This is a genomic window from Pollutimonas bauzanensis (assembly GCF_040393045.1).
In the GTDB taxonomy this organism is placed as follows: domain Bacteria; phylum Pseudomonadota; class Gammaproteobacteria; order Burkholderiales; family Burkholderiaceae_B; genus Pollutimonas; species Pollutimonas bauzanensis_A.
Map to the genome: position 1 here is coordinate 1 of NZ_JBEBUX010000111.1, position 13,535 is coordinate 13,535.

General features: G+C 55.9%; 12 protein-coding genes and 1 pseudogene. 4 read left to right on the forward strand and 9 right to left on the reverse strand.

The window, feature by feature from the left end:
* The 9 genes and pseudogenes from ABWO67_RS15280 to ABWO67_RS15320 form a co-directional block, all read right to left on the reverse strand.
* Positions 1-275 (reverse strand): annotated as a pseudogene (locus ABWO67_RS15280) (class I SAM-dependent RNA methyltransferase); the annotation flags it as partial.
* 11 nt (positions 276-286) lie between these two features.
* Positions 287-703 (reverse strand): CopD family protein, encoded by a 417-nt coding sequence (locus tag ABWO67_RS15285; RefSeq protein WP_353153019.1) that lies wholly within the window; start codon positions 701-703, stop codon positions 287-289.
* A gap of 13 nt (positions 704-716) precedes the next feature.
* Positions 717-1,955 carry a glutamate-5-semialdehyde dehydrogenase gene (locus ABWO67_RS15290; RefSeq protein WP_353153037.1) on the reverse strand — a complete coding sequence of 413 codons (1,239 nt, stop codon included), beginning with the start codon at positions 1,953-1,955 and terminating at the stop codon, positions 717-719.
* A gap of 89 nt (positions 1,956-2,044) precedes the next feature.
* Positions 2,045-3,109 (reverse strand): DNA polymerase III subunit delta, encoded by a 1,065-nt coding sequence (gene holA / locus ABWO67_RS15295; protein ID WP_353153020.1) that lies wholly within the window; start codon positions 3,107-3,109, stop codon positions 2,045-2,047.
* Positions 3,110-3,113: 4 nt separating this feature from the next.
* A complete protein-coding gene (locus tag ABWO67_RS15300) occupies positions 3,114-3,788 on the reverse strand; it encodes an LPS-assembly lipoprotein LptE (RefSeq protein WP_353153022.1) in 675 nt (224 codons plus the stop codon).
* An 8-nt stretch (positions 3,789-3,796) separates the two neighbouring features.
* Positions 3,797-6,454 carry a leucine--tRNA ligase gene (gene leuS / locus ABWO67_RS15305; RefSeq protein WP_353153024.1) on the reverse strand — a complete coding sequence of 886 codons (2,658 nt, stop codon included), beginning with the start codon at positions 6,452-6,454 and terminating at the stop codon, positions 3,797-3,799.
* Positions 6,455-6,677: 223 nt separating this feature from the next.
* Positions 6,678-6,845, reverse strand: a complete 168-nt coding sequence (gene rpmG / locus ABWO67_RS15310; RefSeq protein ID WP_073108878.1) for a 50S ribosomal protein L33 — start codon at positions 6,843-6,845, stop codon at positions 6,678-6,680.
* Between the two features lie 31 nt (positions 6,846-6,876).
* Positions 6,877-7,113, reverse strand: a complete 237-nt coding sequence (rpmB, locus tag ABWO67_RS15315; protein ID WP_132639610.1) for a 50S ribosomal protein L28 — start codon at positions 7,111-7,113, stop codon at positions 6,877-6,879.
* A gap of 112 nt (positions 7,114-7,225) precedes the next feature.
* Entirely contained in the window at positions 7,226-8,422 is a 1,197-nt protein-coding gene (locus ABWO67_RS15320) for a Bcr/CflA family multidrug efflux MFS transporter (RefSeq protein ID WP_353153027.1), read from the reverse strand.
* Positions 8,423-8,544: 122 nt separating this feature from the next.
* Here ABWO67_RS15320 and ABWO67_RS15325 point away from each other — a divergent pair, with 122 nt between their 5' ends.
* The 4 genes from ABWO67_RS15325 to ABWO67_RS15340 all read left to right on the forward strand — a co-directional run bounded on the left by ABWO67_RS15325 (position 8,545) and on the right by ABWO67_RS15340 (position 13,409).
* On the forward strand, positions 8,545-9,804 hold the full coding sequence (locus ABWO67_RS15325) for a class I SAM-dependent methyltransferase (protein WP_353153029.1): 1,260 nt from the start codon (positions 8,545-8,547) through the stop codon (positions 9,802-9,804).
* 328 nt (positions 9,805-10,132) lie between these two features.
* On the forward strand, positions 10,133-11,197 hold the full coding sequence (locus tag ABWO67_RS15330) for an ABC transporter substrate-binding protein (RefSeq protein ID WP_353153031.1): 1,065 nt from the start codon (positions 10,133-10,135) through the stop codon (positions 11,195-11,197).
* A gap of 111 nt (positions 11,198-11,308) precedes the next feature.
* The gene (locus tag ABWO67_RS15335; protein WP_353153033.1) at positions 11,309-12,160 is read left to right on the forward strand and encodes an ABC transporter permease; all 852 of its coding nucleotides are present in this window, start codon (positions 11,309-11,311) and stop codon (positions 12,158-12,160) included.
* 1 nt (position 12,161) lies between these two features.
* Positions 12,162-13,409 (forward strand): quaternary amine ABC transporter ATP-binding protein, encoded by a 1,248-nt coding sequence (locus ABWO67_RS15340; RefSeq protein WP_353153035.1) that lies wholly within the window; start codon positions 12,162-12,164, stop codon positions 13,407-13,409.
* Positions 13,410-13,535: the final 126 nt, after the last annotated feature.

Consider the following 13,535-nt stretch of genomic DNA (forward strand, 5'->3'; position numbering starts at 1 on the left):
TCTTGCCCACGGCCTGGGCGTTGGCGCATATCTGTTTCAGGTGTGGGTTCTGCTGGATATCGGTTGCGCGACGCTGCCGGGCGATGTGAAGGCGCCGGTGCAATAGGTGCAGCCGGAGCTTGGGGGGCACGCTGTTGTTCGCGATGTCGTTCGATCTGTGCGACTTGTTTTGCACGCGCGCCCGTGCGTTTGCGGCGCTCGCCCTCGACGGCATCTGTCGTGGTGCTGATTTTTTTCTTCAGGGTAAGCGTCTTGCCGGTTTTGGCGTCAGTCATGATTCAAAATCTTAAAAGGGTTTTGTTACGACCAGGGCAATAACGATTAACAGCAAAATAACCGGTATTTCGTTAAACCAACGATAAAACCGATGGCTGCGTGTATTGGCGCCAAGTTCAAATGTATTCAGCATGCGGCCACAGACCAGATGGTAGCCAATAAGCAATGCGACTGCTGCCAATTTGGCGTGCATCCAGCCTTGGCCACGGCCGATCCCATAACCCAGGAAAAGCCATAGGCCAAGCGCAACCGACAACACGGCTAGCGGCGCCATGAAACGGTAAAGGCGTCGCGCCATGCCAAGCAGACAGGCTGTGGTTGAGGCGTCCTGGGCCTGCGCCAGGTTGACATAGATGCGAGGCAAGTAAAACAGGCCTGCAAACCACGAAGTGACGAACAGGATGTGAAAGGTTTTTATCCAGAGCATAGAGCGATACGGGTTATCCGCGCAATTGGCCGTCGCCGGCAAGCACCCATTTCAAGGTGGTCAGCCCGTCCAGCCCCACAGGCCCGCGCGCATGCAGCCGGTTAGTGGAAATGCCGATCTCGGCGCCCAGGCCGTATTCAAAGCCGTCGGCAAAGCAGGTGGGCAGATTTACGTAGACGGAACTTGAGTCGACTTCACGCTGAAAACGGTTGGCTGCAGCCAGATTTTCGGTGACGATGGCTTCGGTGTGCTCGGAGCTGTAGGTGGCAATGTGGTCTATGGCCTCGTCCAGGCTGTCGACGATGCGTATGGCCAGGATGGGAGCCAGGTATTCGGTGGCCCAGTCTTCCTCGGTTGCGGCAAGCGCCAGGGGCAGGATGGCGCGGGTTCGTTCGCATCCGCGCAGCTCGACGCCTTTGTCGGTCAAGGTCTTGGCCAGGCGCGGCAATATCAGGGGGGCGATATCGACGTGGACCAGCAGGGTTTCCATGGCGCCGCAAATGCCGTAGCGGTAGGTCTTGGCATTGACGGCGATGTCATGTGCTTTGTCCAGGTCGGCAGCGGCATCCAGGTAAACATGGCAGTTGCCGTCCAGATGCTTGATCATGGGGACTTTTGCCTCAGCGGCCAATCGCGCTATAAGCCCTTTCCCGCCGCGCGGTACGATTACGTCAACATATTCTGTAAGGGTAATAAGCTGCCCCACGGCGGCGCGGTCGGTAGTGCCCACGACTTGTACTGCATGGGCCGGCAAACCCGCGTCGGCCAAGCCTTGCTGGACAATAGCCCCCAATGCAATATTGGAATTGAATGCTTCGCTGCCGCCACGCAGAATCGTGGCATTTCCCGATTTCAGGCATAGCGACGCGGCATCGATGGTGACGTTAGGGCGGGATTCATAAATAATGCCGATCACGCCCAGGGGCACCCGCATTTGGGCAACGCGCATGCCATTAGGGCGGCTGGTGGTGGCGGTTTGGCTGCCTATAGGATCGGGCATATCGGCGATTTGCAATAGGCCGGTCGCCATGGACGCGATCATTTTCGAGGTGAGCGCCAACCGGTCAAGCATCGCCGGTTCCATGTTGTTTTCGCGAGCCCGCGCCAGGTCCTTGGCGTTGGCCTCAAGCAATTCCTTTTCCTGGTCGACCAGGCGTTTTGCCATGGCGCGCAGGGCGGTAGCCTTGGCCTGGCCCGAAGCGTTGCGCATTTGACGGGCCGCCAGGCGCGCCTGCTTGCCCAGTATGGTCATGTCGCAAATATCGGAAGCGTCGGCGGCTGTGGGGGTGATGCTGGAGGCAGTAGAGTGTGTCATGTTCGGTATCAAAACTAGGTATAAGCCTAACGGCTGGAAGGCTTGTTCGTGACGGCTATGCGCAAAGCCAGCCTCGCCAACTCTTCCCAGGGGTCATTTAGCCGGCCGGGCACTTTCAGTCCCTTGATCAACCGGTCGATATCGTGGGCATGCTGTACAGCAGCTGGCCAGGTCCTTTGCGGGATACGATTCAGGGCCTGGCGCAACAAGTGCTCCCGAGGGCCGAAAATTCGTTGACGGCGCATTTCTGCCTGCATATCTTGCCCCGCAGACTGGGCTGCGGCCAAGCGAGCCAACACGCGGACTTCTTCCCCTACTGCCCACAAGACCAAAGGCAAGGCTTCGCCCTCGGCACGCAGGCCAGCCAGTATGGTCAGGGCTCTGGCAGCGTGTCCTGTCAACATGGCATCGCGCAAGCCAAATACATCATAGCGCGCAACGTTCAGAACGGCACGCTCGACATCGCTTGCGCTGATTTTTCCAGCAGGGTACAGCAAGCCCAGCTTTTGTACTTCTTGGAAAGCCGCAAGCAGATTGCCTTCGACTTTATCTGCCATCCATTCCAGTGTGTCGGCGTCCAGTTCTTGTTGTTGCCGGGCCAGGCGTTGTCCTATCCATCGAGGCAACTGTGTTCGCTCGATACTGGCGATGTCGACCCATGTGCCGGCTTGTGCGAGCCCCAGCGCCCATTTGGTATTGCGTATAGCTTTATCGAGACGAGGCAGGTGGACAAGCACCAGAGTATCGGGCAGAGCACCGCTTTCCACCATGGCGGATAGCTTGAGCAGCACTTCGCCTCCCGTCTTTCCTGGCTTGCCTGTGGGTATGGCAAGATCGACCAGCCGGCGGTCGCCAAATAACGAAATATTTTGTGTGGCGCCGATGACGGCAGACCAGTCGCTGCGCGCGTCCAGGATCAGACTGGTGCGTTCGCCGTATCCGGCCGCCAGTGCGCCGGCGCGCAATGCATCAATGGTTTCGATAACCAGCAGCGGCTCGTCGCCCGATACGATGTAAAGGCTGTCGAGCTGTGGCGGTGTCGTCTTTTTTAGTTGCTGTAAAAGACTGTCAGAGTCCTGGCGGCGTCCCATAAGCCTAGCGCATGCCAGCGCCTGAATCGGTGGGAGGCGATCCCCATGGCGTTGATCCTGGTAAAGGTTCGGTAGAGGGCAGCGGCGTCGTGTCGGCAGGCTGTTCTTCTACCGGCATGGATTTGGCGTCGGCAAAGGCCGCGCTGACATCTGGCGAGGCCAAATGGCGCACAACCCGTTGAATCAGCGATTGCTGCATGTCCTGGAATAGCGTGGTGATTTCACCTTGTTTGGCCTGAACCTGGCTGTCGTCATAGGGAATTTCCCGTATGGACTGCAAGGTGGTTGGCGGCAAAATAATATGGCCTTGCGCATCGGTAAGCTGGAATACGAACACCAGATTCAGCTCATATTCTTCGACCCGCCCCTGGGCGTCGATGGAGAGTTCGCGCAGCGATTGATTGTTGGACAACTGAATAAGCTTGGCCTGCGCCTGCGCTGGTTCGGACACGAAACGAGTGTGCGGGGAGCTGGCGACAATAGCCCTGCGGATGTTCGCACCAAAAGCAGAGTTTTCAGCAATATTGGTGTAAATCGTGTTGAAGGGCAGGGGCGATACGCCCTTGAGCCTGAAGCCGCACGCCGCCAAGAGTACGCATAGCGCTACGCAGGCAAGCATGCGCAAGTGCTGATGCGTAGATGAAGTGAACGGCGAGAGCTGGGGCTTAGGGCTGTGCATGCCTGATTTTATCCGACAATATTAACGAGTTTACCGGGTACGACAATAACCCGTTTTGGCGGACGGCCTTCCAGGAACCTGCCTGTGGCGTCGTGCGCCAGCGCTATCTGTTCGATTTGATCCTTGGTGGCCCCGTGGGCTACTTTCAGGGCCCCGCGCAGCTTGCCATTGATTTGCAGCACCAGCTCGATTTCGTCGGCGATGAGGGCCGTTTCGTCAACTGTTGGCCAAGGCGCGTCGAGCAGATCACCACCATGCTGGTCAAAGCCCAGGTCCTGCCATAGCTGCCAGGTAAGGTGCGGTACGACGGGATATAGAACGCGCAATAGTATGGACGTTGTTTCAGCCAGCGCACGGTGTGCGACGTCGGTGTCCGGCAATACGGCGGACTCCAGCGTATTGAGCATTTTCATGCAGGTGGACACCACCGTGTTGTACTGGATGCGCTGGTAGTCGTAATCGGCCAGCTTGAGCAAGCTGTGGATCTCCCGGCGCAGCGTCTTGGATGCGTCATCGGCGCCAGACCAGTCCGACTTGCTGTCGTTCGCTTTTTGTATGGCTTGGCGTTGGTTGTAGCAGAATGCCCAAACGCGGCGCAAATAACGATGCGCGCCATCAACCCCCGAATCCGACCATTCCAGGGTCTGTTCGGGAGGGCTTGCAAACATGACGAACAGGCGGGCCGTGTCGGCGCCCATCGCGTCGATCAGCGATTGAGGGTCGACCCCATTGTTCTTGGACTTGGACATGGTGCCGATACCGCCATACTGTACCGGCGTACCGTCTGAGATGCGTTTGGCACCGACAATGGCGCCCTTCGCATCATAGATGTTCTCGACTTCTTCGGGCCAGAAGTATTCGACGGCGCCTTTTTCGGTCTTGCGCGAATAGATATGGTTAAGCACCATGCCTTGGCATAGCAAGCGGGTGAAGGGCTCATCAAAGTTGAGCAGCCCGAGGTCGCGCATGACGCGGGTCCAGAACCGGGCATACAGTAAATGCAGCACGGCATGTTCGATTCCGCCGATGTACTGGTCCATCGGCATCCAGTAGTCGTTGCGTGTATCGACCATGGCTTCGTCGTTGCCCGGCGAGGTATAGCGCATGAAATACCAGGATGAGTCGACAAAGGTGTCCATCGTGTCGGTTTCACGCCGCGAGGCGGTGCCGCACTTGGGGCAATGGCACGACAGGAAGCCTTCATGCTTGGCCAGCGGGTTGCCGCTGCCATCGGGAATCAGATCGTCGGGCAGTATGACCGGCAAGTCTTTCTCTGGGACGGGTACCGGGCCGCAATCGGGGCAATGAATAATCGGGATAGGCGTACCCCAATAACGCTGCCGCGATACGCCCCAGTCGCGCAGACGCCAGGTGGTTTTCTTTTCGCCCAGGCCTTTTTCGGCCAGGTCGGCGGCAACGGCGTCCACGGCTTCCGCTGGCTTTAGCCCGTCGTATTTACCGGAATTGATGGTGCGGCCTTGCTGCTTGTCGCCGTACCAGTCTTGCCATTGTTGTGTGGAATAGACTTTTCCTTCGACAGCGATGACGTCCTGGATAGGCAGCGAGTATTTATTGGCAAAGGCAAAGTCGCGCTCATCGTGGCCGGGCACGCCCATGACCGCGCCATCGCCGTAGCTCATGAGCACATAGTTGCCGACCCAAACCGGAATTGATTCGCCGGTGATCGGGTGGATGACGCTAAGCCCGGTGGGCAGGCCTTCCTTGTCGCGCAAAGCCATTTCGGCCTCGGTGGTGCCGCCGAGCTTGCACGATTCGATGAATGCCGCCAGCGCAGGATTGGTTTGCGCGGCATGGGTGGCAAGGGGATGCTCGGGTGCGACTGCGCAAAACGTGACGCCCATGATGGTGTCGGCGCGAGTCGTGAAGACGTACATGCGGCCGTCTTGTATCAGCTGGCCTGCCTGGTCTTTGATGTCGTGCGTAAAGGCAAAACGCACCCCTTCGCTCTTGCCTATCCAGTTTTCCTGCATCAACCGAACGCGCTCGGGCCAGCCGGGCAAGCCATTCTTGACGTTGTCCAGCAACTCTTCGGCATAGTCGGTAATGCGCAGGTAGTAGCCTGGAATTTCACGCTTTTCGACGGGAGCGCCGGAGCGCCAGCCGCGTCCATCGATGACTTGTTCGTTGGCCAGCACTGTCTGGTCAACTGGGTCCCAGTTGACGACTTGGGTCTTGCGGTAGGCAATGCCCTTGTCGAGCATTTTCAGGAATAGCCACTGATTCCATTTATAGTATTTTGGATCGCAGGCGCACATTTCACGCGACCAGTCGATAGCCAGTCCCATTGCCTGCATCTGCTTTTTCATGTACGCGATATTGTCGTACGTCCATTTGGCAGGCGGCACTTGCGACTTGATTGCCGCGTTCTCGGCAGGCATGCCAAACGCATCCCAACCCATGGGCATCAGTACGTTGTATCCACGCATGCGCAACTGGCGAGCCATCATGTCGTTGATGGTGTAGTTGCGAACGTGCCCCATGTGCAGCTTGCCGCTAGGGTAGGGCAGCATCGAGCAGGCATAAAACTTGGGCTTGGGCGAGCCATCGGCGGCCAGGGCGTGTTCGGTGACGCGATAGACATCGCGTTCCTGCCAGTTTTGATGGGAAGCTTTTTCGACGGCGTTGGGGTTATAACGTTCCTGCATGAGATCCGGTATTTGTTATTGGTTGCGCAAACCGTAGATTATAGGATGCCTGGAGCAAAGACACTTTATTTGTGCGGACAGCAGCGCTACGCATGGTAAGAAGAAATAAAAAAACCCTGCCGGAGCAGGGTTTTACAAGGAGCTAAATAAATCAGCGCTTGCCAGAAAGTCCGGCCGGGCCAGGCCGGTTCCGAGCATAGCGCGAGTGCGCTCTGGCAACACGTTATTTAAGCTTCATTTCCTTGTAGTCAACGTGCTTGCGAGCAACGGGATCAAATTTCTTGATCAGCATTTTCTCGGGCATGTTGCGTTTGTTCTTGGTGGTCGTGTAGAAGTGACCTGTGCCGGCGGTGGATTCGAGTTTGATTTTCTCGCGTATACCTTTTGCCATGTTGAGCTCCTTAAGTTAGATCGCGAGCGGCTTAAGCGCGCACGCCACGGGCACGCAAGTCGGCCAGAACGGAATCGATGCCGTTCTTGTCGATGGTGCGCAGTGCGTTAGTGGAAACACGCAGGCGAACCCAACGGTTTTCGCTCTCGACCCAGAAACGGCGCGATTGCAAGTTAGGTAAAAAGCGACGCTTGGTTTTATTGTTTGCGTGCGAAACATTGTTGCCCACCATTGGGCCTTTGCCGGTAACTTGGCATACGCGTGCCATGGAAATACCCCTTGATAATTTGCTTGATTCGGCCCCGCAACATAAAAAGCGGTAAAAACAACGACCGTGTATCTGTAAAGCCTGACATTCTAATACGAAACTGACACTTAGATCAAGTAGCTTTCAATGCAATGCGGCCGAATAGCCACGACAGGCAAGCGCATGCCGCCAGCATGCCTGTGAGCGGCAAAGGCGAGGGTGACTGCCAGATACTGACTGCCAAGCCTGCGCATGCCCCGCATAACATTTGCAACGTTCCCATAAGTGCCGAGGCGACGCCTAAGCGTTTGCCTTGTTCAGCCAGGGCCAGAGCTGCTGCGTTGGGGTTCACGAACCCCTGGCTGGCCATGAAGCCGGCCAGACACAACATGAGCAATAATAACGTAATTAGGCCGGTAAGGGTAAGCACCAGTGCGATGAGGGTCATGGCCACTAGCGATATCTGGGCTTTTTTCAGCACGGCCTCTGGCGAGTGGCGGTTCAGCAGTCGGGCGCTGACCTGCGCAGCGATGATGAGCGACGCTGCATTGATGCCGAACAAAATGCCGAAATACCGAGGATCGACATTGAATATTTCTATAAAAACCCGGGGTGACCCGGCTATGTAGGCAAACATGCCTGCCGACCCGAATCCGCCAGCCAGCGTGTAGCAGATGAATTTTTTGTGACGCAGCAGTGCCAGGTAATTGCGCCCGATGATGCCAAAACCCAACGGAATCACGCGCTCAGGATGTAGTGTTTCTTTCATCGTCAACACGACGGCGGTCAGTAGCCCGACTGCGCAGATCGTCATAATTCCGAAGATCCACCGCCAACTGCCAAATGTCAGTACTTGTCCGCCCAGGATGGGGGCAAGAATGGGCGTGACACCCATGACCAGCATCAGGATGGAGAGGGCCTTGGAGGCATCGCGGGTATCGAAATTGTCACGGATCACGGCACGGGGTATGACTATGCCCGCGGCGCCGCCAAAGGCCTGGGCAATGCGCCACCAGGTTAGGTGTTCGATGTCGGAGGTGAATGCGCAGCCTATGGAGGCTGTAATGAAGATGAGCAGGCCGGCAACGAGGGGTTTCTTGCGTCCGTAACGGTCTGCGAAAGGGCCATAAAACAGTTGCGCCATGGCCAAACCGAACAAATAGCTGGCCAGTGTGCGCTCGACGTGGCCTGGTGTTGTCTGCAGCCCATCGGCGATGGCCGGAAAGGCGGGTAGATACATGTCAATGGCCAGGGGCCCCAGCGCTGTTAACAGACCCATCAGGATTAACCAGCGAGGGATGACGGTCAGGGAGCTGTAGGCAGGCGGCATGTATCGAAATATAGAGAAGCAATTCTGATCTTAGCATGGATCAAATGGCATTCCCTTCTGTGTGTATATGTGGCACTATTTTTATAGAGGGATGAATTCAATTTCAATATAAGGAGTTGGCCTTGAGCGCGGTCTTGTCTGTTGTTGAAAATAAATTGTTTGCCTTGCCATTGCCTGTGCGGCTGGTTATGCCCGATGGGCAGCGGTTGGGTCCGCCCAATGCAAGTATCAGCCTTACGATCAAAGATCGTTCGGTGTTGGCTAACCTGGCTGCAGGGCAGGTCGGTTTGCTGGGGGAAGACTATGTCGAAGGCAGATTCGATATTGATGGCTCCATGCGCGATCTGATGCATCTGGCGGCATCGATCTTGCCTGGTTCACCAATCGACGCTGCGCGTAGAGGTCGTTTGACGGAATTAATCCAACGCCTGCTGTCAGTCTGGCGCCACACCCTTGATCGCGATGCCCGTCAGATCCAGTTTCATTACGATTTATCTGACGATTTCTATGCTTTATGGCTGGATCCGCGCAGAGTCTATTCATGCGCCTATTTCCGTACTCCGGATATGTCGATTGCGCAAGCGCAGGAAGCCAAGCTTGATCATATCTGCCGAAAACTGCGGCTGAACGCAGGTGAGCGTTTTCTTGACGTGGGCGCCGGATGGGGCGGTTTATTGTTGTGGGCCGCCGAGAATTACGGTGTCGACGCAACGGGCATCACGCTATCGAAGAACCAGCATGCCTATGTAAACCGTCTGATAGAGGAAAAAGGCCTGCAGGGCAGAGTGCGCATGGAGTTGCTCGATTATCGCAAGCTTGATGAAACGCACCCTTATGACAAGATCGCTTCCGTCGGCATGTTCGAGCATGTTGGCCGTGCCCAGTTGGAAGGCTATTTTTCAAAGCTGCGCCGATTGGTGCGTCCCGGCGGCCTCGTGCTCAATCACGGGATCACAGCAGGAGGGGTGGACAATGCCGAGTTGGGCGCCGGCATGGGTGAATTTATCGAAAAGTATATTTTCCCCGGCGGCGAACTGACGCATATTAGCCATGTTCTGGAAAGGCTGACAGAAGGCGGCCTGGAAGATGTCGATATCGAAAATCTGCGCCCACATTACGCCCGTACGTTATGGGCCTGGAGCGATACCCTGGAAGCCCGGCTGCCCGAGGCCGGGAAAACCTTGCCCGGAGAAGACGGCGAGCGCTCGTTGCGAGCTTATCGAATGTATTTGGCCGGTTGCGCCATGGGTTTCGAGCATGGCTGGATCGGCTTGCACCAAGTGCTTGCTCAACCTCGCACAAATGGTCGCCGAGACGAACTCGATTACCCGGCTGACTTGTCTTATCCTTGGCGCCGCGATTACATATACCGTTCGGAATAGGCCTTTTTAACGCTTATTCAGCCTCCACCATCGCGGATGCAGCGACACCAGTTTACTGTTACGAACCCGGGCAACTTCTGTGCCCGGGTTACCTCTGGGTTTCAATTGAGGCTAATTTCTCGTAAACTGCTGCAAACTTCACGGTTTTAAATCAATTAGCGTATGGGCTGCCGTTTTCGGCCCCATCACCTGTCAATGAGTACTTCGTACTCTTCACGCTAGTGTCGGTATGTATCGGCGGTCCTCCGTCTTCCGCACACCCCCTTAGCCCTGGCGCACCATCTTGTTTTTTTTGGAGCGTCCAAGTCACTTAAGGAGGCAAACAGCCATGTCTTTAAATGTGAACCCTTCACATTCCGCATTCTTCCTGAATGCGCCCTCGCGATTCCAGCGAATCGCCCTAGGTCTTGGCCTGGCCACAGCCTTGTTCGGTTTCGCCGCAGCAAGCAATGTCGCCCAGGCAGCCCAACCCCCTCAATGCGAAGTTGATCGCCCGCTAAAGTTCGGCGGTATGAATTGGGAGTCCAATCTGGTCTTGGTCGAAGTCGAGCGCTTTATCGCCGACAAAGGCTACGGATGCAAGTCCGAAGTACTGCCCACCGAAACGTTGCCAGCTTTGGCGGCCTTGGAGCGCGGCGATCTTGATATCAATACCGAGATCTGGCTTAACAGTGTGGCCGAGCCATGGGCCAAGGCCGAGGCCGGCGGAAAAGTAAAACGCATTGGCGATATCTATATGGGTGGCGAGGCGTGGTTTATTCCACGTTATACCGCCGAACGGCTTCCCGAGTTGAAGTCTGCCGCCGATTTGCCTAAATTCAAAGACGAATTCAAAGATCCCGAAGAGCCTAGCAAAGGGCGGTTTTATGGCTGCCCTGCGGGCTGGGGCTGCGAAGTGGTAAGCGGCAATCTGTTCAATGCGTTGAAACTGGATGACTCTTTTACCCTGTTTTCACCAGGCACGGGAGCCACGCAAAAGGCCGCATTAACGGCAGCCTACAAGCGCAAGGAAAATATTGCCTTTTATTATTGGTATCCCACACCTTTGGTGGGCTCCCTGGATTTGGTCAAGCTGGAGTTGCCTGCGTATGACAAAGAAAAGCATGCTTGCCTGACTGACCCGAATTGTGCAGATCCTCAGCCATCGGCTTACCCCGATAACCCCGTCTTTACTGCGGTGGCGACTAAGTTCTCCACGGATGCTCCGAAGTTCACCGAGTTCCTTTCGAAGGTAGCTGTGCCTTTGCCTGTCATGGACAAGGTAATGGCGCACATGGAAGAGACCGAAGATGAACCCGCCGATGTGGCTAAGTGGTTTCTTCAAAATGAAGGCGACATCTGGAGCAAATGGTTGCCCGAAGATGTTGCGGCACGCGTAAAAGCAGCTCTATAGCACTCCTGAACCAAGTCCCTTACAGGGGCAGGCCGGTATGATGCCGGCCGTTTGACAGGCGGCGGACCTCCTTATGGTTGCCGCCTTAATGAGTTTTACGGAGTTGATTTTATGTTTCCAGAATTTATTGCGCCTAGGGCGCTACGCGCACCTATTGACGACTTTGTTGGCAATATCGTTTCCAACTATTCCGAGGTGCTACGAGCATTTACCCAGCCATTGCTTGATCTTTTGATCTGGATGGACCAGGTCGTACGTTATTCACCATGGTGGACTGTTGTTCTTGCCGTGATGGCGTTGGCGTGGTTTGCCAGCCGCCGTATTGGTTTTTCGGTGATTATCGGCTTGATGCTGTGCCTGATCGGCTTCATTGGGCTATGGGACGCGGCAATGCAGACCTTGTCGCTCATGATCGTGGCGGTACTAATGTCGGTGGCCATAGGCATACCGGTGGGCATCCTGATGGCCAGTTTCAAATGGCTGCGCACCATCATGCTGCCTATATTGGACGTCATGCAAACTATGCCAAGCTTTGTTTATCTGATCCCCGTGGTGATGCTATTCAATCTCGGCAAGATCGCTGCCATTTTCGCGACTGTTATTTATGCTGTTCCGCCAGTCATACGGCTAACTGACCTGGGCATACGCCTGGTCGACAGCGAGGTGCTGGAGGCTTCCAAGGCTTTCGGTGCAAATCGCGTCAAGCAATTGTTCGGGGTGCAGTTGCCGTTGGCTATGCCCAATATCATGGCGGGGATCAATCAGACCACCATGATGGCGCTGGCCATGGTGGTGATTGCTTCCATGATAGGCGTGCGCGGACTGGGTTATGAAGTGTTGCAAGGCATAAATCGTCTTCAGGTCGGGCGCGGCGTGCTGGCTGGCCTGGGTATCGTGATTTTGGCGATCATCTTTGACCGTATTACACAGGCGTTCGGGCAACGTCAGCACAAAGGGGCCTGATATGACGACCAAAATTGAAGTGCGTAATATTTTCAAGATTTTCGGCCCCCGTCCTGAGCGTTGGCTGGACGAGGCAAGGGCTGGTATCAGCAAGGAAGAGCTGCTGGCGAAAAGTGGGCATACCCTGGGTTTGCGCGATATCAGCCTGTCCATCGAGGAAGGCAGCATCTACGTGATCATGGGCTTGTCCGGTTCCGGCAAGTCTACCTTGATACGGCACTTTAACCGCTTGATTGAACCCAGCGCGGGCCAGATACTGGTGGACGGCGTCGATGTGGTGACGCTAGGTAAATCGGCGCTGGAAAAGTTTCGCCAACAAAAAATGAGCATGGTGTTCCAGCGCTTTGGATTGTTTCCTCATCGTACCGTGATTGAAAATGTTGCCTATGGATTGCAAGTGCAAGGCATGAGCAAGAGCGAACGCCGCGAGCGTGCGCAGCATTGGCTGGAGCAAGTTGGCTTGGCCGGTTTTGAGAATCAGTATCCGCATCAGTTGTCGGGCGGCATGCAGCAACGTGTCGGCTTGGCGCGGGCCTTGGCCACCGACGCGGAAATTCTGTTGATGGACGAGGCATTCTCGGCCTTGGACCCCTTGATTCGCCGGGAAATGCAGGATCAGTTGCTGCAGTTGCAGGCTCAATTGAACAAGACGATTGTATTCATCACACACGATCTGGATGAGGCGTTGCGGCTAGGCAATCGTATTGCCATTCTCAAGGGCGGAGAGCTGATTCAGGAGGGGACTCCCGAAGATATCCTTCTTGCGCCCGCCGATGATTACGTACAGTCTTTCTTGCAAGATGTGAATCGCAGCAAGGTGCTTAACGCTGCCCACGCGTGCAATGAGTCTTCGTTGACGCTGACGATGCGGTCGCGGCCTAGTCATGCGGTAGAGCGCATGGCCGCACGCCGTTTCGATTACACGGCGGTGCTGGATGGCAAGCGTTTGGCGGGTGTGCTGACGCGATCTGCCGCTGACCGTGCCGTGCATGATGGCGCGCGCGATATCGCTCGCTATGTTGAGGATATGGCATCGGTGCCTTCCACGGCAGGGCTCGATGAGGTGCTGGGCCGGATGTTGCGCAGCACGGAGCCGCTGGCGGTGACGGACGAAAACGATGAGTTTATGGGCATGTTGTCGCGTAGCAAGGTGGTTGAGCTGGTGACGCCGATTATCGATGGCGATGTGGCTGGTGTTGCTGCGGATGCGGTTGATGCTAAGCAGGGCGAGAAGCTTACGGCGGCCTAAGTGGCTGTTTTTGGGTCTTGCCTCGATACTGTTTTGACGGGATTGTCGTTTTTATGATTCTCGTTCGTGCGTTCTTATGATTCCCGTTTGCTCGTTTTTATGACGGCGCAGCAAGCGGGGTAAGCA